The organism is Paraburkholderia sp. Ac-20336, assembly GCF_017105025.1.
Classification (GTDB): domain Bacteria; phylum Pseudomonadota; class Gammaproteobacteria; order Burkholderiales; family Burkholderiaceae; genus Paraburkholderia.
This window is the reverse complement of sequence record NZ_JAAGPS010000106.1, coordinates 1-21,025: the sequence shown is the minus strand read 5'-3', so window position 1 is coordinate 21,025 and position 21,025 is coordinate 1. Positions and strand designations below refer to the sequence as shown.

The window sequence follows — 21,025 nt, the reverse complement described above, 5'->3', positions numbered from 1 at the left end:
GACTGAAACATTTTTTTGATTTTCAGAATAATGAATACCCCAACTTCCACTGACCGGGCGCTGCCCGGCGAGCGCGCGCGGCTCGATCTGCTCGACGTCGCGCTGTTCGTGCGCGCGGCTCTGCTGGCGAACGTGTCGGCGGCCGGGCGCGAGTTCGGCCTGTCGGCGGCGGTCGCGAGCTCGCGCATCGCACAGCTCGAAAAACTGCTCGGCGCGCGCCTGCTGCATCGGACCACGCGCCGCATCAGCCTCACCCAGGACGGCGAAGTGTTCATGACGCGCGCCGAGGCGCTGCTCGACGCGGCCGCTGCCGCGCGCGCCTCGGTGGGCCGCGCGCAGACCGAACCGCAAGGCCGCCTGCGCGTGACGATGTCCTCGTCGTTCGGGCGCCAGCATGTGTCGCCGGTCGTCAGCGAATTTCTGCGCCGCTATCCGGGCGTGAGCCTCGATTTGCGGATGACCGATCAACTCGTCGATCTCGTCGACGCGGGCATCGACGTCGCAATCCGGGTCGGCGCGCTCAAGGATTCGTCGCTGGTCGCACGGCGCCTCGCGGCGAACCGCCGCGTGCTGTGCGCCGCGCCCGCGTATCTCGCCGCGCATGGCACGCCGCATCATCCGTCGGACCTCGCGCGGCACGAGTGCATCATCCTGTCGGATCAGCGCGACTGGAGCTTCGTGACGCCGGCCGGCACACTCGACGTGCGGGTCGGCGGACGCCTCGCGACCGACAACGGCGAGGTGATCCGCGACGCGCTGCTCGCCGGCTTCGGCATCGCGCTCAAATCGACATGGGACGTCGCGCCGTATCTGCGCAGCGGCGCGCTGGTCAGCGTGCTCGACAGCTATCCGCTCGCCGACGACGTCGCGATCTGGGCCGTGTATCCGAGCCGTGCATTCGTGCCGCCGAAGACGCTCGCGTTCATCGACTTTCTCGCCGCACATTTCGGCGATCCGCCGTATTGGGATCGCGAGCCGGATGAGCGAGGTTAAGGCGTGGGGCTGAGGTGCGAGCGAAGCGGCCGTGTGGGTTCTGCCGAGTCGCTACCGGAACGCTACCGGGTTGTTACCGGGTCCCTGCAGAAGCGAAGCGATTCGTCAGGACTGTCAACCGCCAAACCACTACATCGGCTACGCCGCAGGCTTGACGTACTCGATCACAACGCGCCATATGCCAACGACCTGCATCGCCCCGTCAGCTTGCCCAATCAGCCTGCCAATCTCGCGACGCCCCCACTCGTAACATTGTGTAATTGAAAGTTCGCGTTCATCGCTCCGCCGCAATACGCTTGCAACATTCACCGCGCTTCACAGGACTTCCCCCAACCAGCAAACGAGGTGAACGATGAAAGCAATAAAAAAATGGTCGACTGGTCTGACGGCGCTCAGCGCGGGCGTGCTTGCATTGAGCGGCGCCTTCTCGCCCGCCCAGGCCCACGACCATGACCATGGCGAAGGAGACGCGGGCGTCAAGCATGTTCTGCTCATCAGCTTCGACGGCTTGCACGAACAGGACGTCGCGCGCTGCATCGCCGGCAATACCTGCCCGAATATCGCGCTCCTCGCCAAATCGGGCGTCACCTACACGAACGCCTACACGCCGGGCCTCTCCGATTCGTTCCCGGGCCTCGCCGCACTCGTCACGGGCGGCTCGCCGAAGTCCGCCGGCCTCTTCTATGACGTGTCCTACGACCGCACGCTGTACTCGCCGAGCGACACGAGCTGCACCGGCAAGCAGGGCTGGAACGTCGTGTTCGACGAAACCACCGGCATCGACGGCGAGAACGGCGGCCCGCTCACGCACCTCGACGGCGGCGGCGCATTCAATCCGCAAGCCATTCCGCACGCGCTCGTCAACGGCCAATGCGTGCCGGTCTATCCGCACAACTACGTCAAGACGAACACGGTCTTCGAGGCGGTCAAGCAGGGCATGCACGGTGCGCGCACCGCATGGGCCGACAAGCACGCATGGGGCTACGACTGGCTGAACGGACCGTCGGGCCATGGCGTGGACGACCTGGCCCGCACCGAGATCAATTCGATCGACCCTGCGACGAACACGTACTACCTCGACACGTATACGCACACCGAGAAGTTCGACGACTACCACGTACAGGCGCTCATCAACCAGATCGGCGGCATGGACTCGACGGGTACGCACAACGAACCGGTGCCGACGGTGTTCGGCGCGAACTTCCAGACGCTGAGCGTTGCGCAAAAGGCCACGGTAGCCAGCGGCGGCGGCTATCTCGATGCCAGTTTCACGCCGGGTACGCAGGTGGCCGGCGCGATCGGCTATATCGACAATTCGCTCGGCCGCGTGGTGGCAGCGCTCAAGCAGCAGAACCTGTACAAGTCGACGCTCGTCATCGTGACGGCCAAGCACGGCCAGTCGCCGACCGATCATACGAAGCTCGTGAAGAACGGGGACACGCTGTCGAAGCTGCTTGAAGCGAACAACTACCTCGACCCGAACGGCAACTTCGGCCAGAACAGTACGAAAAGCGGCAACCTGAACGACGGCACGGGTCTCGTCGACACCGGCATGGTGCAGACCGACGACGTGGGCCTGATCTGGCTGCGCGATCAATCGCAGCGCAACGCCGTGATCCAGACGCTCGAGCAGAATCTGTCGTGCAATGCGCCCGGCATCTGCGCGGACGGTCCGCAGGCTTACATCCTGTCCGGCAAGCAACTGGCGGCGCGCTTCGGCGATCCGGCGCAAGGCCGTACGCCCGACATCATCGTGCAGCCGAATCCGGGCGTGATCTACACGTCGAGCACGGCGAAGGATGAAGAGCACGGCGGCAACGCACCGGACGACAGCCACCTCGGCCTCGTCATCGGCTACCCGGGAATGCATGGCGCCGGTCGCCAGATCGACGAGCGCGTGCTGACGACGCAGGTCGCGCCGACCATCCTCGCGGCGCTCGACCTCGATCCGCGCCTGCTGCATGCAGTGGTTGCCGAAAGCACGCGGACGCTGCCGGGGCTTCACCTGAAGCAGGGTGACGAGAGAGACGATAAGTAATACGCCGTAGTGCGCCTCGGCCCGGTGCTTTTCGCGAAGTGCCGGGCCTGATTATGTGTGGTGCCTGGTGGGGAATCGGTTGCGGCGTGCCGCGAGTTGGAGCACCTGAAGCACCTGAAGCACCTGAAGCACCTGAAGCACCTGAAGCACCTGAAGCACCTGAAGCACCTGAAGTACGAGCGCGGCCGGTGTCCCGAAGTTCGCGTTCGAAGTCCTCTCACACCTGCTTGCCGACATTTCGCGGATTGCTCCGCGGCTCGCGCCCCGTCACGCCACACCGCGCATCACGGCTCCAGTTCGACCGGCACCGCCGCGAAACCGCGAAACCGCACGCGCCCGCCGCGCGTCGGCACACCGTCGAGCCGATAGTCGGGAAAGCGCTGCACGAAGCGCCCGATCGCGATGCGCGCCTCGAGCCGCGCGAGCGACAAACCCGCACACTGGTGAATACCGAAGCCGAACGCGAGATGCCGGTTCGGGTCGCGGCGAATATCGAAGCGATCCGGTTCGGCAAACTGCTCGGGATCGCGATTGGCCGCGCCGATGCACAGCGTGACCGGCGTACCGCGCGCGACCGCGACGCCGCCGATTTCGGTGTCCGTGGTGCTCATACGGTTGCCGAGCTGGTTGGAACTCTCGAAGCGCAGGCACTCCTCGATCGCCGTATCGATCAGCGCCGGCTCGCGCAGCAACGCGGCGCGCGCGTCGGGCCATTCGGTCAGCGTGACGAGACCGTTGCCGATCAGGTTCGTGGTCGTCTCGTGCCCGGCGTTGAGAATGAAAATACAGTTCTGCAGCAACTCCGCTTCCGACAACTGTTCACCCGGTCCCTCGCCCTGAATCAGCCGCGTCAGCACATCGTGCTGCGGATCGCCCGGCTCGCGGCGGCGTCGCGCGACGAGTCCGCGCAGATAGTCGACGAACTCGCTGACCGCGCGGTTGCCGCGCTCGAACTGCGCCTCGATCAGCGACGGTTCGAGCGCGCCGAGTATCGCGAGCGACCAGTCGCGCAGCGGCGCGCGTTCGGCATGCGGCACGTCGAGCAGATTGCCGATGATCTCGACCGGAATCGCCGAGGCGAACTCGCCGATCAGATCGATGCGCCCGCGCTGCGCGGCCGCATCGAGCAAGCTGTCGACGAGCCGGATCAGCCCCGGCTCCATCGCCGCGATCGCGCGCGCGGTCAATGCGCCGGCGATCAGCTTGCGCACCCGCGTATGACGCGGCGGATCGTTGAACACGAGACTCGTCGTGTGATGCGCATAGAGCGGCGAATCGCCGTACTTCGGGCGGAACTCGACGGTCTTGTCGGAGCTGAAGGTCTTCGGATCGCGGTAGACCGCCTGCACGTCGCGAAAGCGCGTCAGAAAGAGCGAACCGTCCGGCATGCGCTTGACCGGCTCGCAAGTGCGTAGCGCGTGGTAGACCGGATAGGGATCGGCATAAAACGCCGGGCTCAGATGGCGCAGATCGAAGTCGCGGGCAAGAGAGGCTGCGTCGCTGGCGGTCGCCTGGGTCATGCGTTGTCTCCGTGAAGGCGCCTTGTTGCGCCCCGGTTGATGCGGCTCGCACCGATACGTCGCGATATTGCGTTGTGCGTCGCGATTCGTGGTGACTCGTCAGGATTCGTCGCGATTCATCGCAATTCGTCGCAATTCGTCAATACACCGCCGCGACCCTGGTCCGACTGGTTGCAGCGGCTTCGTGCGCCAATCGCCGCACGTCGCGATTCGCTTTCGCCCTGACACAACGGCCAGGTGCAGTCGCTTCGGTGCATGCGCTCGATGCGCCAGTATGAACCGCGCGCTACCAGATTGCACGCCGGCCGGACTGCCGCATGCGACGGCGCCGCGCGCGGAACCGCTACAATAGCGGGATTTTCCGCGCGCGCCGCGCGTCCACTGATTCGTCCATCTATTCGCGTCACCGGTCGTCCATGAACCTCGTCATTCAAAGCACCGCGCCCTTCTCCGCCGACCACCACAAAACGCTCGTCGCGCTCGCGCGCGGCTCGCAGGCTACCATCGTCGACGCGCACGCCATTCGCATCGCCAATGCGCACCTTTCTCAGCGCGCCGACATCGAGGTGTATTGTCAGACACATCGGCTCGATTACGCGTTCGTCGACGCCGGCCGCGCGTTGCGCGACTTCGGCCTCGTCGCGATGGACATGGACTCGACGCTGATTACGATCGAATGCATCGACGAAATCGCCGACTTCTGCGGGCTCAAGGCCGAGGTCGCGGCCATTACCGAGGCATCGATGCGCGGCGAGATCAAGGACTTCAACGAAAGCCTGACGCGCCGCGTCGCTCTGCTGAAAGGGCTCGACGCGAGCGCGCTCGAACGTGTTTACGAGGAGCGGCTGCAACTGTCGCCGGGCGCCGAAACGATGCTTGCCGGCGCGAAGCAGGCCGGTCTGAAAACGCTGCTCGTCTCGGGCGGCTTCACGTTCTTCACCGAAAAACTCAAGGCACGCCTCGGCCTCGATTTCACGCGCGCGAACACGCTGGAAATCGTCGACGGCAAGCTGACCGGCAAGGTGCTCGGCGAGATCGTCAATGCCGATGTCAAAGCGCGCACGCTGCGCGAGACCTGCGCGACGCTCGGCATCGAACCGTCCCGCGCGATTGCGATGGGCGACGGCTCGAACGACCTGAAGATGATGGCCGAAGCGGGACTCTCCGTTGCGTTCCGCGCGAAGCCGGTGGTGCGCGAAGCCGCGAGCGTGTCGTTCAATTGGGTTGGGCTGGATGGCTTGCTGCGGCTGTTTTGAGGCGGATGCGTTGAGGCTGTGTTTGGGGTTGCATTGCGGTTGCGGTAGCGCGTCGGGACACCAGCCACCGCGCTAACAAGCCGGGCAGGCCACAGGGTTATCTGCTGAAGGTGCCGGGCAGGAACGCCACAAACATGACGATGGAAATCAGGATGCTGACGATCAGCCCTCCTTTTACGATGCGCTCATGATTTTTGTCCGATCCCAAGGACAAGATAAATTGCTTCATCAGTTCCTCCACAAGAAGGAATCAGTATAAACGCTGCACTATCTAAAAAAAGTGATTCAGGTGCATGTGCAGGAATGCGAATAGAAGGGCCACCAGCCAGGTCATGGCAATCGATGCGCCTATCGCGACACGCGAGAATCTGCCATCCGCATGCGCCCTCTGCGCGTGACCCTTCGTTGTGCCCGAACCGTCGTGCCACGCCTTGAGCAAGCTCGACGTCACAACCATGGAACCCACGAACGCCAGCCCGCAAAACCCGACAATCCCGAGCGCAAGCAGCGACGTTTCCCGACTGCCCTGCTCCAATGCCGCCACCGCCTCGTAGATCGCGGCGGCACACAATCCAATCGCACACCAGAACAGTTGCCCGTCCTTCACCGACGCCGCAATCAATCGCCACGAAACGCGCCAGCCATACGCGGGCGCGACGAGCGCAAGCGTGAAGAGCGGGCCCGCGATCGGCACGGCAAGATTCAGCAACATCCAGAAGAAAAGATTCATCGAACCTCACGCGCGCCGCAATCGTTGATCGGAATGCACATCATCGTAGCGGCGCCGCAAGGCGTCGGCCATTCGGCCGAATGGTCAGGCTTGCTGTCCCGTTCGAGCGAGTCTGCGCCAATAAAAAAACCCGCCGGGAAAGATATCCCGGCGGGTTTCTCAAGCGTAGCCGCGGCGAATCAATCCCTGGCGCGTCAAGCCAGCGCCGCAAGACTCTGTTCGATGTCCGCGCGCAAATCCGCTTCTTCCTCGAGGCCGATATAGAAGCGCACCAGCGTGCCGCGATGCGGCCATTGCGCCGCCGTGCGCATCGACACGATGTCGTACGGCATCGCGAGACTATGTGCGCCGCCCCAGCTCCAGCCGAGCGAAAAGAGTTCGAGCGACTCGCAGAACGTGTCGATCCGAGCCGCGCTGTAGCGTTCGTCGAACACGACCGAGAACAGGCCGCCCGCGCCCGTGAAATCGCGCTTGAACGCCTCGTGTCCCGGACAATCGGCGAACGCGGGATGCAGCACCGCGGCGATTTCCGGCCGGCTCTTCAGCCACGTGGCGATCGCGAGCGCCGCGCGGTCATGCTGCGCGAAACGCAGTTGCATGCTCGGCAGGCTGCGCAGAATCAGCGAGCAGTCGTCGGACGAAACGCCGATGCCCATGCGCATGCGCGCCGCCTTCAGCTTCAGGTGCAGTTCGCGCTCGCGTGTGATCGTCGCGCCCATCAGCACGTCGCCGCCGCCCGACTGGTACTTCGTCAGGGCCTGCACCGAGATGTCGACGCCGTGATCGAACGGCCGGAAGGCGAGCCCCGCGGACCACGTGTTGTCGATCGCGGTGACGACGTTGCGCGCGCGCGCCGCCGCCGTGATGGCCGGCACGTCGGGCACTTCCATCGTCACCGAGCCGGGCGCCTCGATCCAGATCAGGCGCGTGTTCGGCTGGATCAGACCGGCGATGCCCGCGCCGATCAGCGGATCGTAGTAGCGCGCCGTCACGCCGAAATCGCGCGCGAGCCAGTCGCCGTGATCGCGGTTCGGCGAATAGACGTTGTCGGGAATCAGCACGTCGTCGCCGGCCTTCAAGAGACCGAAGTACACGTTCGAAATCGACGACAACCCCGACGGCTGCAACAGCGCATGATTGCCACCCTCGATCGCGGCGAGCCGCTGCGCGAGCGCGATCTGCGTCGGCGTCGCGTGCAGGCCGTAGCGCCATTGCTCGTCGTTTTTCCAGTCGAGCGCGCGCATCGTCGCGAGATCGGGAAACACCACCGTCGACGCTCGCGTGACCGGCGTCGAGAACGACTCGAAGCCCGGCGTGATACGGTCCTCGGCGCGCACCGTGCGGGTTTGCAGACCGCGTTTGAGTTTGGATCGGGTCATGGTGAAGTTCGGTGAGAAAACGGGGAATGCCGGGTCAATGCGACGGCCGCGCCGTTGCGTGCGGTGCGTCGGCTACGCGAGCCCGGACACGCCAAGCGGCTCGCGTCGGACGCGCGATGCGAGCCGCGTGCGCGGGGTGAGCGGCCGAGGCGGCCCGAGCAGCCTACGCGACATAGGCTGCCTATACCGCACACGTCCGGCAACAGGGCCAACGGCAACATCAATCGCCGGTTTGCAGGTTGCTGACGCCGCCGACCGCATGACCACCCGCAGCCGGCGCGGGCGCACCGTTCGCCGCAGGCTGCGGCACGGTAGCCGGCTTCGGCGCGGCCGCATTGGCTACACCCGCCCCCGCCACCGGCACCGCCTGCCCCGCCGCCAGCGGCTTCAGATCGAACGGCTGCGGATCGGAATCGTCGACATTCATGCGCTCGCCTTCGAGCGCCCCATCCGCGCCGAACTTGCCGACCCAGTTGCCGGTGATATGCGTGCCGTCGTTCGACTCCTCGACTTCGAGCGTGTCATCGGTGCGGTCGCCGGCGATCAGGATCACCTCGCCGGTATCGCCGTACTGATACTCGCCGTGCACGCCGGACGGATCATCGGTCTTCGGGCCGAGCCGCAGCACGATCGGACGCTTGCCGAGCGTGCCGGCATAACGCGGAAACTTCGCGAACTCCGGGCTCGGTTTGAGCGGCAACGAGATCGGCGGCGGCGGCGCCAGTGCCTTGACCGCATCGCTCTCGGCCCATGCCTGCGACGGCATCCACAGCACCGTGCCCGCACACAGCAGCGCGGCCACTGCCGCGATCACCCTCGCGCGTTGCCGCGGCGCGCGTCTTGCCGTGCGCGCCGCGCTATCCCTCGACATGCTCGCTGGCGAGCCCTGCGTCGCTTTCGATTCCCGCATCCTTTTCATCCTTGTTGCCTGATCCTGCTTCCTACCCTGCCGGCGACGGCGTGCCGCTCGACCTCAGAGACGCTCGAAGATCGCCGCGATCCCCTGCCCGCCGCCGATGCACATCGTGACGAGCGCATAGCGCCCGCCGATACGCTGCAATTCATACAACGCCTTGACGGTAATCAACGCACCGGTCGCGCCGATCGGATGGCCGAGCGAAATGCCCGAGCCGTTCGGATTGACCCTGGCCGGATCGAATCCGAGCTCCTTGCTGACCGCGCAGGCCTGCGCGGCGAACGCCTCGTTGGCCTCGATCACGTCGAGATCGGCGACGGTAAGGCCCGCGCGTTCGAGCGCCTTGCGGCTCGCCGGCACCGGCCCGATGCCCATATACGCCGGATCGACGCCCGCATGCGCATACGACACGAGCCGCGCCAGCGGCTTCACGCCGCGCTTCTCGGCGATGCCACGCTCCATCAGCACGACGGCGGCCGCCGCGTCGTTGATGCCCGACGCGTTGCCGGCCGTCACCGTGCCGTTTTCCTTTGCGAACACCGGCTTCAGCTTCGCGAAGTCTTCCGCCAATGCGTTCATCCGCGTGTGCTCGTCGGTGTCGAACACGACGTCGCCCTTCCTCGAGGGAATCGTGATCGGCAGGATCTGTTCCCTGAAGTAGCCGTTCGTGATCGCGTGCGCCGCGCGGCGGTGCGATTCGAGCGCAAGCGCGTCCTGCGCGTCGCGCGAGATGTCGTACTGGCGCGCGACGTTCTCGGCCGTCACGCCCATATGGATCGACTGGAACGGATCGTTGAGCGCGCCGACCATCATGTCGACGAGGCGCGCGTCGCCCATGCGCTGCCCGAAGCGCGCGGCCGGCATCGAGTACGGCGCGCGGCTCATGTTCTCCGCGCCGCCGCCGATCGCGATGTCGGCGTCGCCGAGCAGCACGCTTTGCGCGGCCGAGACGATCGCCTGCAGGCCCGAGCCGCACAGGCGGTTCACGGTCAGCGCGGGCGTGTGCTGCGCGACGCCGCCGTTGAGCGCCGCGACGCGCGCGAGGTACATGTCCTTCGCCTCGGTGTGCACAACATTGCCGAACACGACGTGCCCGACTTCGTCGCCCGACACGCTCGCACGTTCAAGCACCTCGCGCACGACGCGCGCGCCGAGATCGGTCGGCGCAAAGTCCTTGAGGCTGCCGCCGAACGCGCCGATTGCCGTGCGCACGCCGCTTACCACCACTACGTCCCGTTGCATCGCTCGCTCCTGTTCCGGTCTCTTCGAATGATTCTGCTGCCTCGCTTGTCGCCTCGCTTACTGCCTCGCTTGCGGCATCAGGTGCCGCCTGCCGCGCGACGCCGCACATGGCGCTCGCGGCCCCCCCGCGGCTTCGTGATGCTCAACCCGCCAGCAGCTTCTCCACCGCCTCACGCGACGGAATCGGCGCGACCGCGCCATAACCTTGCGTCGACAACGCCGCGGCGACGTTCGCATAACGCGCGGCGGCAAACGCATCGTCGCCGGCGACGATGCGCGCGATGAACGCGCCGCCGAAGCAGTCGCCCGCGCCGGTCGCATCGACCGCATTGACGACGTGCCCCGGCACGACGCGCCGCTCGTTCGGCGTCGCGATATACGAGCCGTCCTTGCCGAGCTTCAGCGCAACGACGCTTGGCCCGTGCGACAGCAGGAAATCGACGATCTCGTCGCGGCCCGTCAGGCCCGTGAGTTCGGTCACGTCATCCCAGCTCGGCAGGCAGATGTCGGTCTGACGGATCGCCTCGAGCATCACCGCGCGCGCCCGCGCGAGCGGCCACAGCTTCAGGCGCAGATTCGTGTCGAAGCTCACGCGCGCACCACCGTTCGCGCGCGCATATGCGATCGCTTCGAGCGCGGCGTCGCAGGCGCTCACGCTGATCGCGAGACTGATGCCGGACAGATGCACGACCTTGGCCGCCGCAAGCGCCTCGCGCGGCAGATCGGCCGGCGCATAGCGGCTCGCCGCCGAGCCCGCGCGCAGATAGTCGAACGCGTGGCCGTTCGGACCGTGGGACACGAAATAGACGCCGGTCGGCGCCTGCGGATCGACGCGCACGAACGCGGTGTCGACCTGCTCGCGCTGCCACAGATCGACGAGCAGGCGCCCGAAGTGATCGGCACCGACCGCCGACACGAAGCCGGTCTTCGCGCCCTGGCGCGACGCCGCGATGCAGAAGTTCGAGGTGTCGCCGCCGAAGCCTTGCAGATAGTTCGGCTGATCCTTCGCCGACTGGTTGAATTCGATCATCGCCTCGCCGAGCGCGAGGATCTCCGGTGTCCGATTTGCCGCCATGTTCGCCGTCATCGCTCAGACCTCGCCCCACAGATCGTGACCGTCGGCGCCGGTGATCTTCACCGAGACGAAATCGCCGACCTTGTAGCGCTTCGACGCCTTGGTGGTCGGCGCGATATAGACGACGCCGTCGATTTCCGGCGCATCCGCCGCGGTACGGCCGATGCCGCCGTCGGCGTTGATTTCGTCGACGAGCACCTTCAGCGTCTTGCCGACCTTCTTCGCGATGCGTTTGGCCGACACCTGCTCGGCCACTTCCATGAAGCGCGCGCGGCGCTCCTCGCGCACTTCGTCGGGCAGTGCGCCGTCGAGTTCGTTGGCGCTCGCGCCTTCGACCGGCGAGTAAGCAAAGCAGCCCACGCGATCGAGTTCCGCCTCGCGGATGAAATCGAGCAGCGTCTCGAACTGCGCCTCGGTCTCGCCGGGGAAGCCCGCGATAAACGTGCTGCGGATCGTCAGGTCCGGGCAGATTTCGCGCCACGCCTTGACGCGCTCCATGACCTTCTCGGCATTGGCCGGACGCTTCATGCGCTTCAACACTTCGGGATGCGCGTGCTGGAACGGCACGTCGAGATACGGCAGCACGTGGCCCTTGTACGGACCTTCGGCCATCATCGGAATCACTTCGTCGACGCTCGGGTACGGATACACGTAATGCAGACGCACCCACGCGCCGTATTGCGCGGCGAGTTCGCCGAGCGCGCCGACGAGGTCGGTCATGCGCGTCTTGATCGGCTTGCCGTTCCAGAAGCCGGTGCGATATTTGACGTCGACGCCATAGGCGCTCGTGTCCTGCGAGATGACGAGCAGTTCCTTGACGCCGGACTTGAACAGGTTTTCCGCTTCGAGCATGACCTCGGCGACCGGGCGCGACACGAGATCGCCGCGCATCGACGGGATGATGCAGAACGTGCAGCGGTGATTGCAGCCCTCGGAAATCTTCAGGTAGGCGTAGTGGCGCGGCGTGAGCTTGACGCCCGCGGCCGGCACGAGATCGACGAACGGATCGTGCGGCTTCGGCAGATGGTTGTGGACCGCCTGCATCACTTCGCCGACCGCGTGCGGACCGGTCACGGCCAGCACCTTCGGATGCACTTCCTCGATCAGCCCCGAGCCGCTCGCGCTCTTTTTCGCGCCGAGGCAGCCGGTCACGATGACCTTGCCGTTTTCGCTAAGCGCTTCGCCGATCGCGTCGAGGCTTTCCTGCACGGCTTCGTCGATGAAACCGCAGGTGTTGACGACCACGAGGTCCGCGCCGTCGTAGGTGCCGGAGATTTCATAACCTTCGGCGCGCAGCTGGGTGATGATCTGCTCGGAATCGACGAGGGCTTTGGGGCACCCGAGGGATACGAAGCCCACGCGAGGCGGCTCGGACGGGTTGACGCTGTGCAGCTTGGACATGTGAGGGGAATCTTGGAATGGCAGCAAAGACGAGAGTTTACAGCTATTTGTGGTTCCCCGATCCAAAAACAGGTGGCTGACAACAGGCAGCCGCGCCGCTCGAACCTGCGGCGCGTGACACGGCGAAGCACGGCTACGTACGGGCCGATTCGTCCGCGATCGATCTTCGGTGGTTTCTGCCGGCTTTCGTTGACGGTAGTCCACGATGTTGCGAGATGCTCTCACTCGCGGCATGGTGTGTTCCTGCGGCTGCCGGCGGGTATTGCGGCGTGCGCAGTGGTTTCAGGGATTCATTCTTTTGTCATACGTGATTCGACGCCATGATAGGTTTGCCCGCTGATTTGACTTGGGTATGGACGGCGGATGGCGATCGAATTCAAGGTTGGAACTCATCGGAGCTGCACGCTAAAAGGAATGTAACGATGCCGATAAAAAAGCAGATGCCGCCCCGTGGTGTGGTCATTACTTATGACGAAGCGAATAAATCAATCTGCATCTCGGCAGTCCCCAAGGATGCTGCGATCAAGCTGACAAACCAGGAGCTCGTTGTGCCGATGTCGATTACCGATCAAGGCAATCAACTGGATGACGAATTCGCGCGCACGCTCGGCCTTGCAAGTCTCCTGCTACTCGCGCTGGGGCAACCGTCTTTATCGCCGCTTATTACTGCCACGCAAAACACACAACCGCCCCCCACCGACAATTAACCGGCTTAAAGATCGTGAGGTACTCCGTCGTCGTCCCGATGCTGCGCTGCGCGAAAGATCGAGCGTACTTCGGCGCGCTGCGTCCAGGCAGTTCGCAACGAATGCAAGGCGTGATCGATGACGCACCGGCACGCACAGTCGGGATGCGAATCCCACCGGCAAAGCCAGGCACACACGTATCCACCCACCCATAAAGACACGTACAAGCTCGCCGGCCCGACAATCATCGAGATCCCGAAACGCAGCCACTAAAGTGTGATGGCAGTCGCGCCCAGACCAGTCGGCAGTCAACTCCCCGTCACACGCAACCATCAACCGTTTCGTATCCGGACGCCATCACCGCGCCCTCACACGCCAACGCCTGCCCGATCACCGCAAAAATCTCGCGGGAATCCTGCATGCGCCGGATCGTCTCGTGCAATTCGGCGGCTTGCGGCCAGGTGCGCCGCAGATAGCTGAGCCATTGCTTGACGCGGCCATGCTCGTGGCGCAACGTGCCGCGCGCCTGCAGCTTCGTCAGATAGCCGGCCATGGAGCGCAGCACGTCGCACCACTCGCCAGCCGACGGGGACGGGTCCATCAATCCGCGAATCCGTCGCGCGAGGAACGGGTCCGATACGGCGCCGCGTCCGATCATCACGTCCGCACAACCGCTCACGGCACGGCAACGCGCCCAGTCCGCGACGCTCCAGACGTCGCCGTTCGCGATGACGGGCACGTCGACGGCATCATCGATACGCGCGATCCACTCCCAGTGCGCGGGCGGCCGGTAGCCATCGTCGCGCGTGCGCGCATGCACGACCAGCGACGCCGCGCCGCCTTCCGCGAGCGCCTGCGCGCAATCGATCGCCCGCGACGTATCGGAAACGCCAAGGCGCATTTTCGCGGTCACCGCGATCCCGGCCGGCACTGCCGCGCGCACCGCCGACACGATCCCGTTCAATTGCTTCGGGTCCGCGAGCAGCATCGCGCCGCCGCCATGCCGATTGACGACCTTGGCGGGACAGCCGAAGTTCAGATCGATGCCATAGGGCGACAACGTGGCCGCGTGCGCGGCATTGCGCGCCATCCATTCCGGATCGCTGCCGAGCAACTGGATCACCATCGGCGTACCGCTCGCGGTCACGCTCGCATGCAGGATTTCGGGCGCCTCGCGCTCGTAGATGCGCGTGGGCAACAACGTGCCCGTCACGCGGATAAATTCGGACACGCAGCCGTCGAATCCGCCGGTGCCGGTCAGCACGTCGCGTAGCAGGTAGTCCGCCAGCCCTTCCATCGGCGCAAGAAACAGCCGGCTCATCGCAGCGCCTCGATGAACTCCCGCGCAACGGCGGCTAAAGCAAAGCGATGCGGCCTGGGTGCAGGCATTGAGACAATAAGGGAAACGATCTGAAACACGGGGCGGGTCCGGCAAAAAGCGATGGCAACGGTGAGGACGTCGGTCGCGCCGGAGAATGACTCATCAAACCAGAAGGAATGGCGCGAAACTCAAGACGCGAGCGAACCGGGCGACGGGAACAGCGGAACGTCGAACCGCGGGCGACGATGCACAAACAGGGCACACGAACGACCGCACAAGCAGCATGCAAGCATGCGCACGGCATGCCCGGCTCCGCCGGCGGAAATAATCCAGGTGATTAATCCGCGTGACTCCACGTGCACGCGAACCCGCTATTGTACCGTGCTGCCCACCGCGCACTTCCACGCAACGGGTAAGGCTCGCAAGGACGCCGACGTCGGGGCTGGCCGATCCGACATCAGGCCCATCCCGCTCATCCGGAACGCCGTTCGCCGACACGCACGGCGCCGCGCAACCGGCCCACCGCCAGCACCCGCCGATACGCTCAATGCCGCGAGCGCGCCCCACGCAAGCCGACCTGTCTGCCATCCCACGGCGGCTCCCCGAGCCCCAGCAATGGCGCAGCGTCGCTTACGCCGCGAGTCGCCATTACTTCGTCGCTATTACTTCTTCTCCGGCTCCGGATTGTCCTGCGACGCAGCGGGCGCATTGCTCGCGTTGACCCCGCTACCGGGCGTGAACGGGAAGGTGGCGAACATCGTTTTCGCCTGGTTCTGCATCTGCTCCTGCATCTGCACGAACATGTTCTTCGATTGCTCGATATAGCTGGTCATCATGCCCTGCATCATCGGTGCCTGCATGTTCATGAACTGCGACCAGACTTCGGGGTTCATCGCCTTGCCTTCATAGAGATTCTTCGACTGGTCGGCAAGCTTCGCCTGAATGTCGATGAAGGCCTGGATGTTCTTTTCCAGGTACGTGCCCATCATGCCCTGCATCGCATGACCATAGAAACGGATGATCTGCGAGAGCATCGACGACGAGAACATCGGCAAGCCGCCGCTCTCCTCTTCGAGAATGATCTGCAACAGGATGGCTCGCGTCAGGTCCTCGTTGCTTTTGGCATCGATAACCTTGAAATCCTCCTGATCGAGCACGAGCTGTTTCACATCGGTCAGCGTGATGTAGGTACTCGTCTCGGTATCGTAAAGCCGACGATTCGGATATTTCTTTATCAGTCGTTCGGCCGTTTTCTTTGTAGTAGTAGTCATGTAGCGCCTTTTAAGCTCGAGTTAAACGCGGAAACGGCGTTCCACCTGTGCAATCGGATCATTGCACAGGTGGAACGCCGGCGGAACCCTCTGAGCCGAAGCGCGCCGCCTTGTGAGCGGCGCGCCGGGGGCTCAACCCATATGCAAGCCGCCGTTGAGCGAAAAATCGGCGCCCGTGGAGAAACCCGACTCTTCCGACGCGAGCCACGCCACGATCGAGCCGATTTCGTCCGGCTGGCCGAGACGGCGCACCGGGATCGTCGCCACGATCTTTTCGAGCACGTCGGGGCGGATCGCCTTGACCATGTCGGTGCCGATATAGCCCGGCGACACGGTGTTGACCGTCACGCCCTTGGTCGCCACTTCCTGCGCGAGCGACATCGTGAAGCCGTGAATACCGGCCTTCGCCGTCGAATAATTGGTCTGGCCGAACTGGCCCTTCTGGCCGTTCACCGACGAAATGTTGATCACGCGGCCAAAGCCACGCTCGACCATGCCGTCGATCACCTGCTTGGTGACGTTGAAAAGGCTCGTCAGGTTGGTGTCGATCACCGCCGTCCAGTCTTCGTGCGTCATCTTGCGGAACACGACGTCGCGCGTGATACCGGCATTGTTGACCAGCACGTCGATCTCGCCGACCTCGGCCTTGACCTTGTCGAACGCGGCCTTGGTCGATTCCCAGTCGCCGACGTTGCCTTCGGAGGCGACGAAATCGAAACCGAGCGCCTTCTGCTCATCGAGCCACTTCGCGCGGCGCGGCGAATTCGGGCCGCAGCCCGCGATCACCTTGAAACCTTCCTTGTGCAGACGCTGGCAGATGCTCGTGCCAATGCCGCCCATGCCGCCCGTTACATACGCAATTCGCTGTGTCATAAACCCTACTCCGTTATCGTTTTCGAGGTGCCGACCGGCAACCTCCTGTCTCGCCTGATGCTGGTTCTCCGCTGCGGCCGGGCGACCAGCCGGCAACGCGCACTACCGGCGCGAGCCACGTTCCGGGGTACACCGCGCAGGACCGGCGCGGCGCACCCCAGCCATACCTTACACGCGCTCGACAGCCAGCGCGACACCCATGCCGCCGCCGATGCACAGCGACGCCAAACCCTTCTTCGCATCGCGCTTCTGCATTTCGTGCAGCAGCGTGACGAGAATCCGGCAGCCGGACGCGCCGATCGGATGGCCGATCGCGATTGCCCCGCCGTTCACGTTGATCTTCGAGGTGTCCCAGCCCATCTGCTTGTGCACCGCGAGTGCCTGCGCGGCGAACGCTTCGTTGATTTCCATCAGGTCCAGATCGGCCGGCGTCCAGCCCGCGCGCTCGAGACAACGGCGCGATGCCGGCACCGGGCCCATGCCCATCACCTTCGGATCGATACCGGCGTTCGCATACGCCTTGATGCACGCGAGCGGCGTGAGACCGAGCGCTTCGGCCTTCTTCAGCGACATCACGAGCACCGCGGCCGCGCCGTCGTTCAGACCCGACGCGTTCGCCGCCGTGACCGTGCCTTCCTTCGAGAAGGCCGGCTTCAGACCCGCGAGCGATTCGGCCGTCACGCCGTGGCGCACGAATTCGTCGGTGGCGAAGCGCAGCGGCTCGCCCTTGCGCTGCGGAATCTCGACCGGCACGATTTCATCGTTGAAGCGCCCGGCCTTCTGCGCGGCTTCCGCCTTGTTCTGCGACAGCGCCGCGAACGCGTCCTGCTCTTCGCGCGTGATGCCGTATTCCTTCGCGACGTTTTCCGCCGTCACGCCCATGTGGTACTGGTTGTAGACGTCCCACAGGCCGTCGACGATCATCGAGTCGATCAGCTTCGCATCGCCCATGCGGAAGCCGTCGCGCGAACCCGGCAGCACGTGCGGCGCGGCGCTCATGTTCTCCTGGCCGCCCGCGACCACGATGTCCGCGTCGCCCGCGATGATCGCGTTGGCCGCCAGCATCACAGCCTTCAGGCCCGAGCCGCACACCTTGTTGATCGTCATGCCCGGCACCGACGACGGCAAGCCCGCCTTGATGACCGATTGACGCGCGGGGTTCTGGCCCGAGCCCGCCGTCAGCACCTGGCCGAGAATCACTTCGCTCACCTGGTCCGGCTTCACGCCAGCCCGTTCGAGGACGGCACGCACCGCCAACGCGCCGAGTTCAGGCGCGGCAACCTTGGCCAGCGACCCACCAAACTTGCCCACTGCAGTACGAGCGGCCGATACGATCACAACATCAGTCATTTCCATATCCTCCGGGCACCTCGGCAAACTGCGCCGCAGCCCGTTACGTTAAAAAATTCCGTTGCTCTTACGCCTTAACCAGACGCTCATTGACCAGCCACACCCACACACCGCACGACCGCGCGCCGTGTTCGACATCACGGCGCGTCGGACCTATTCCCGTTGCCGCACGTAGCGGCCGGGCGCCGGCTCGATCACCGGGAACTCGTCGGAGCCGGCCGAGGCGCGCGGCTTCACCTTCCGGCCGCCGTGCTGATCGAGCCATGCGGTCCATTCGGGCCACCAGCTGCCGGGCACTTCGGTCGCGGCGTCGAACCACTCGTTGGCGGTTTCCGGCAGCATCTTCTCTTCGGTTTCGAGGCGCCAGAAGCTGCGCTTTTTCTTCGCGGGCGGATTGATCACGCCAGCGATGTGGCCCGACGCGCCGAGCACGAACTTCAGCGGCCCGGACAGCAGCGGCACCGACGCATAGGCGGTTTGCCACGGCACGATATGGTCTTCGCGCGAACCGTAGATGAAGGTCGGCACATCGATTTTCGACAGATCGACCGGCTCGCCGCAGGTGGTCAACGCGCCGGGCTCGCGCAGCTTGTTCTCGAGGTACGTGTTGCGCAGATACCAGCAGTACATCGGCCCCGGCAGACTCGTCGAGTCGCTGTTCCAGTACAGCAGGTCGAACGGCACCGGCGTGCGGCCCTTCAGGTAGTTGTCGACCACGTAGTTCCACACGAGGTCGTTCGGGCGCAGGAACGAGAACGTGTTGGCGAACTCGATGCCGCGCATCAGTCCCGGCGGCGCACCGTTCTTGCCGCCGATGGTCTGCTCGCGCATCTGCACGTGCGCCTCGTCGACGAACACGTCGAGCACGCCCGTGTCGGAGAAGTCGAGCATCGCGGTGAGCAGCGTCAGCGAGGCGGCCGGATGTTCGCCGCGCGCCGCGGCCACCGCGAGCGCGGTGGCGAGCATCGTGCCGCCGACGCAGAAGCCGAGCGTGTTGATCTGCTCGCGGCCGCTGATCTTGCGCACGGTCTCGATCGCGGCCAGCACGCCCTCGCCGATGTAGTCGTCCCACGACTTGTTGGCGACCGATTGATCTGCGTTGCGCCACGAAATCAGGAACACCTGGTGACCCGATTCGAGCCCATGCGCGACGAGCGAGTTTTCGGGTTGCAGGTCGAGAATGTAGAACTTGTTGATGCACGGCGGCACGATCAGGAGCGGCCGCTCGCGCACGGTCGGCGTGCGCGGCTTGTACTGGATCAGCTGCAGCAGATCGTTCTCGAACACGACCGAGCCTTCGGTGTTCGCGAGGTTCTCGCCCACGGCGAAACGCGATTCGTCGGTTTGGGAAATCTTGCCGCGCTGCATGTCGCCGAGCAGGTTCATCACGCCCTGGCGCAGGCTCTCGCCCTTGCTGTCGAGCAGCGTTTTCTGCGCTTCGGGATTCAGCGCGAAGAAGTTGCTCGGCGAAGCGGCCGCGGTCCACTGCTGGACCGCGAAGCGGATGCGCTCGCGCATCTTCGGCTCGGTGTCGAGCGCGTCGGCCATCTCCTGCAGATAGCGCGCGTTCAGCAGATACCACGCGGCGGTAAACGCATAGGCCGGCGTCTCGCTCCATGCGTCCGCGCTAAAGCGCCGGTCCTTGAGTTCGGGCGCCTTGCTGGACGACGTGGTGGCCTGCTGGATCAGCTCCATCGCCTCGCGCGAATAGTCGGCTTGCAGCTTCTGCAAGCGCTCCGGTGGAATCGCGGCGGGAGGAAGGTTCAGCGCCGGAAACGGCGGCAGCGACGGCATCGGCGGGAAACCCATCTGCGCGACGTTGGGCATCTGCACGGGAGGAACCTGGAATGGCGCACCGCCGGGCGGCACGCCGAACGAACGCCACGCGTTCATCCAGGCATCGAAAAACTGCTGCATGCCTGCGGCTGGCGATGCACCGCTCGTACCGGCCTGCTGCGTTTGCTCCTTCGAGGAGTCCGTGCTGTGGGAATCTGAGGAATGAGAGGCAGCCATACCTGCTTTTGACCGGTAAGTCCTTGCGGACGGGTTGAGAGGCAGGTTCGTGCGCGCATGGCGATTGCTCGCGAATCCGTCACGCCCTGTCCCATATACGACGAGGAGCTTGGGAGGAACATTCTTGCTCCCCATCACAAGGCATGTCAATGCTTGTTCCCGATTTTGCCGCAGTGCGATACTTTTTTAATTATCGTTTTCCCTGTGTGACAAATCACGCTTTGACGAGCCGCCGGGCGGCGTCGCGACGAATCGAAAAAACACCCGCGACGCATGGCTTTTCAAGGCGCTCGAGACCTGCGACCGCGGACATTTCCCGCCGGCGATTTACGCTGCCGCCCGACCTTCCGGCAGCGCAGCAAAATGGCCCGGCGTCCCGAGCGGATAGCGTTCGCGCCCGCGTCCGCACGAGGTCTGCCGCATGGCGCGCGGCTTCATGCCGGCATGGACCCCATGCATGAATGGCTTAACGATTGCCCAATGCGGTTGCCCAATGATTGCTTGATCGCCAAACGTCTGACGAGACGCCGCGCGCACGTCGCGCCTCGACACGCGGCGCATGCGTCAGTCGGCGAGGCCTTGCGCGTGAGCGTCGAGCCAGATCAGCGCGGCCATGCGGCCGGTTTCGCGATCGCGGCGATACGAATAGAAACGTTCGCGTTGCGTGACCGTGCAGAGATCGCCGCCGCTGATATGCGTGACGCCGAGGCCTTGCAGACGCAGGCGCGCGAGTGCCGGCAGATCGGCGAGATATTTGCCGGGGTTCGCCGGATGCGCGACGAACGCATGCGCGGTGGCGTCGCGCTGCGCGCCCTCGACGCCATCCATGAACGCGTCGCGCACGTCGGGGCCGACTTCGAATGCGTCCGGCCCGATCGACGGCCCGAGGTACGCATGCAGCGCGCCCGCTTCCACGCCCGCGAGCGCCGCGACGCGCTGCGCGGTCTGCTCGACGATGCCG

18 protein-coding genes are annotated in these 21,025 nt (G+C 64.8%); 4 read left to right on the top strand and 14 right to left on the bottom strand.

Annotated elements, in window-relative coordinates:
* Positions 1 to 30: 30 nt before the first annotated feature.
* Complete coding sequence (locus GXB81_RS23800; RefSeq protein WP_205990492.1) at positions 31 to 993, top strand: LysR family transcriptional regulator; 963 nt, start codon at positions 31 to 33, stop codon at positions 991 to 993.
* A gap of 352 nt (positions 994 to 1,345) precedes the next feature.
* Positions 1,346 to 3,031, top strand: coding sequence for an alkaline phosphatase family protein (locus GXB81_RS23795; RefSeq protein ID WP_205990491.1), 1,686 nt, complete (start codon positions 1,346 to 1,348; stop codon positions 3,029 to 3,031).
* 284 nt (positions 3,032 to 3,315) lie between these two features.
* Here GXB81_RS23795 and GXB81_RS23790 read toward each other — a convergent pair whose 3' ends face one another.
* Positions 3,316 to 4,551: a cytochrome P450 gene (locus tag GXB81_RS23790; protein WP_205990490.1), complete on the bottom strand. Its 1,236-nt coding sequence runs from the start codon at positions 4,549 to 4,551 to the stop codon at positions 3,316 to 3,318.
* 416 nt (positions 4,552 to 4,967) lie between these two features.
* On the opposite strand from GXB81_RS23790, the gene serB reads away from it, so the two are divergent.
* Positions 4,968 to 5,807, top strand: coding sequence for a phosphoserine phosphatase SerB (serB, locus tag GXB81_RS23785; protein ID WP_205990489.1), 840 nt, complete (start codon positions 4,968 to 4,970; stop codon positions 5,805 to 5,807).
* 97 nt (positions 5,808 to 5,904) lie between these two features.
* On the opposite strand, the gene GXB81_RS31800 is transcribed toward serB, so the two are convergent.
* The 7 genes from GXB81_RS31800 to rimO form a co-directional block, all read right to left on the bottom strand.
* On the bottom strand, positions 5,905 to 6,036 hold the full coding sequence (locus GXB81_RS31800) for a hypothetical protein (protein WP_275691476.1): 132 nt from the start codon (positions 6,034 to 6,036) through the stop codon (positions 5,905 to 5,907).
* A 42-nt stretch (positions 6,037 to 6,078) separates the two neighbouring features.
* On the bottom strand, positions 6,079 to 6,537 hold the full coding sequence (locus GXB81_RS23780; RefSeq protein WP_205990488.1) for a hypothetical protein: 459 nt from the start codon (positions 6,535 to 6,537) through the stop codon (positions 6,079 to 6,081).
* Positions 6,538 to 6,731: 194 nt separating this feature from the next.
* Positions 6,732 to 7,916 carry a cystathionine beta-lyase gene (locus GXB81_RS23775; RefSeq protein ID WP_205990487.1) on the bottom strand — a complete coding sequence of 395 codons (1,185 nt, stop codon included), beginning with the start codon at positions 7,914 to 7,916 and terminating at the stop codon, positions 6,732 to 6,734.
* A gap of 220 nt (positions 7,917 to 8,136) precedes the next feature.
* The gene (locus tag GXB81_RS23770; protein ID WP_205990497.1) at positions 8,137 to 8,787 is read right to left on the bottom strand and encodes a hypothetical protein; all 651 of its coding nucleotides are present in this window, start codon (positions 8,785 to 8,787) and stop codon (positions 8,137 to 8,139) included.
* A gap of 102 nt (positions 8,788 to 8,889) precedes the next feature.
* Positions 8,890 to 10,074 (bottom strand): beta-ketothiolase BktB, encoded by a 1,185-nt coding sequence (gene bktB, locus GXB81_RS23765; RefSeq protein WP_167284536.1) that lies wholly within the window; start codon positions 10,072 to 10,074, stop codon positions 8,890 to 8,892.
* 142 nt (positions 10,075 to 10,216) lie between these two features.
* Positions 10,217 to 11,161 carry a sugar kinase gene (locus tag GXB81_RS23760; protein ID WP_205990486.1) on the bottom strand — a complete coding sequence of 315 codons (945 nt, stop codon included), beginning with the start codon at positions 11,159 to 11,161 and terminating at the stop codon, positions 10,217 to 10,219.
* Between the two features lie 3 nt (positions 11,162 to 11,164).
* Positions 11,165 to 12,550 carry a 30S ribosomal protein S12 methylthiotransferase RimO gene (gene rimO, locus GXB81_RS23755; protein WP_167038439.1) on the bottom strand — a complete coding sequence of 462 codons (1,386 nt, stop codon included), beginning with the start codon at positions 12,548 to 12,550 and terminating at the stop codon, positions 11,165 to 11,167.
* 422 nt (positions 12,551 to 12,972) lie between these two features.
* Between rimO and GXB81_RS23750 the strand changes: the two genes are divergently transcribed.
* Positions 12,973 to 13,257: a hypothetical protein gene (locus GXB81_RS23750; protein WP_205990485.1), complete on the top strand. Its 285-nt coding sequence runs from the start codon at positions 12,973 to 12,975 to the stop codon at positions 13,255 to 13,257.
* A gap of 298 nt (positions 13,258 to 13,555) precedes the next feature.
* Here the strand turns inward: GXB81_RS23750 and GXB81_RS23745 are convergent, their stop codons facing one another.
* The 6 genes from GXB81_RS23745 to GXB81_RS23720 form a co-directional block, all read right to left on the bottom strand.
* Entirely contained in the window at positions 13,556 to 14,557 is a 1,002-nt protein-coding gene (locus GXB81_RS23745) for a tRNA-dihydrouridine synthase (RefSeq protein ID WP_205990484.1), read from the bottom strand.
* A 662-nt stretch (positions 14,558 to 15,219) separates the two neighbouring features.
* Positions 15,220 to 15,828, bottom strand: coding sequence for a polyhydroxyalkanoate synthesis repressor PhaR (gene phaR, locus GXB81_RS23740; protein ID WP_167038444.1), 609 nt, complete (start codon positions 15,826 to 15,828; stop codon positions 15,220 to 15,222).
* 132 nt (positions 15,829 to 15,960) lie between these two features.
* A complete protein-coding gene (locus GXB81_RS23735; protein WP_167038446.1) occupies positions 15,961 to 16,701 on the bottom strand; it encodes a 3-ketoacyl-ACP reductase in 741 nt (246 codons plus the stop codon).
* 168 nt (positions 16,702 to 16,869) lie between these two features.
* Entirely contained in the window at positions 16,870 to 18,051 is a 1,182-nt protein-coding gene (locus GXB81_RS23730) for an acetyl-CoA C-acetyltransferase (protein ID WP_205990483.1), read from the bottom strand.
* Between the two features lie 153 nt (positions 18,052 to 18,204).
* Positions 18,205 to 19,968 carry a class I poly(R)-hydroxyalkanoic acid synthase gene (gene phaC, locus GXB81_RS23725; RefSeq protein ID WP_205990482.1) on the bottom strand — a complete coding sequence of 588 codons (1,764 nt, stop codon included), beginning with the start codon at positions 19,966 to 19,968 and terminating at the stop codon, positions 18,205 to 18,207.
* A 660-nt stretch (positions 19,969 to 20,628) separates the two neighbouring features.
* A partial coding sequence (locus tag GXB81_RS23720; protein ID WP_205990481.1) for a laccase domain-containing protein occupies positions 20,629 to 21,025 on the bottom strand: 397 nt, incomplete at its 5' end.

Coding starts and splice junctions, on each gene's coding strand:
- serB (WP_205990489.1), top strand. CDS start 4,968: ATGAACCTCGTCATTCAAAGCACCGCGCCCTTCTCCGCCGACCACCAC.
- GXB81_RS23775 (WP_205990487.1), bottom strand. CDS start 7,916: ATGACCCGATCCAAACTCAAACGCGGTCTGCAAACCCGCACGGTGCGC.
- GXB81_RS23795 (WP_205990491.1), top strand. CDS start 1,346: ATGAAAGCAATAAAAAAATGGTCGACTGGTCTGACGGCGCTCAGCGCG.
- GXB81_RS23750 (WP_205990485.1), top strand. CDS start 12,973: ATGCCGATAAAAAAGCAGATGCCGCCCCGTGGTGTGGTCATTACTTAT.
- GXB81_RS23735 (WP_167038446.1), bottom strand. CDS start 16,701: ATGACACAGCGAATTGCGTATGTAACGGGCGGCATGGGCGGCATTGGC.
- GXB81_RS23770 (WP_205990497.1), bottom strand. CDS start 8,787: ATGTCGAGGGATAGCGCGGCGCGCACGGCAAGACGCGCGCCGCGGCAA.
- phaC (WP_205990482.1), bottom strand. CDS start 19,968: ATGCAGCAGTTTTTCGATGCCTGGATGAACGCGTGGCGTTCGTTCGGC.
- GXB81_RS23780 (WP_205990488.1), bottom strand. CDS start 6,537: ATGAATCTTTTCTTCTGGATGTTGCTGAATCTTGCCGTGCCGATCGCG.
- GXB81_RS31800 (WP_275691476.1), bottom strand. CDS start 6,036: ATGAAGCAATTTATCTTGTCCTTGGGATCGGACAAAAATCATGAGCGC.
- GXB81_RS23730 (WP_205990483.1), bottom strand. CDS start 18,051: ATGACTGATGTTGTGATCGTATCGGCCGCTCGTACTGCAGTGGGCAAG.
- rimO (WP_167038439.1), bottom strand. CDS start 12,550: ATGTCCAAGCTGCACAGCGTCAACCCGTCCGAGCCGCCTCGCGTGGGC.
- GXB81_RS23800 (WP_205990492.1), top strand. CDS start 31: ATGAATACCCCAACTTCCACTGACCGGGCGCTGCCCGGCGAGCGCGCG.
- GXB81_RS23745 (WP_205990484.1), bottom strand. CDS start 14,557: ATGAGCCGGCTGTTTCTTGCGCCGATGGAAGGGCTGGCGGACTACCTG.
- bktB (WP_167284536.1), bottom strand. CDS start 10,074: ATGCAACGGGACGTAGTGGTGGTAAGCGGCGTGCGCACGGCAATCGGC.
- GXB81_RS23790 (WP_205990490.1), bottom strand. CDS start 4,551: ATGACCCAGGCGACCGCCAGCGACGCAGCCTCTCTTGCCCGCGACTTC.
- phaR (WP_167038444.1), bottom strand. CDS start 15,828: ATGACTACTACTACAAAGAAAACGGCCGAACGACTGATAAAGAAATAT.
- GXB81_RS23760 (WP_205990486.1), bottom strand. CDS start 11,161: ATGACGGCGAACATGGCGGCAAATCGGACACCGGAGATCCTCGCGCTC.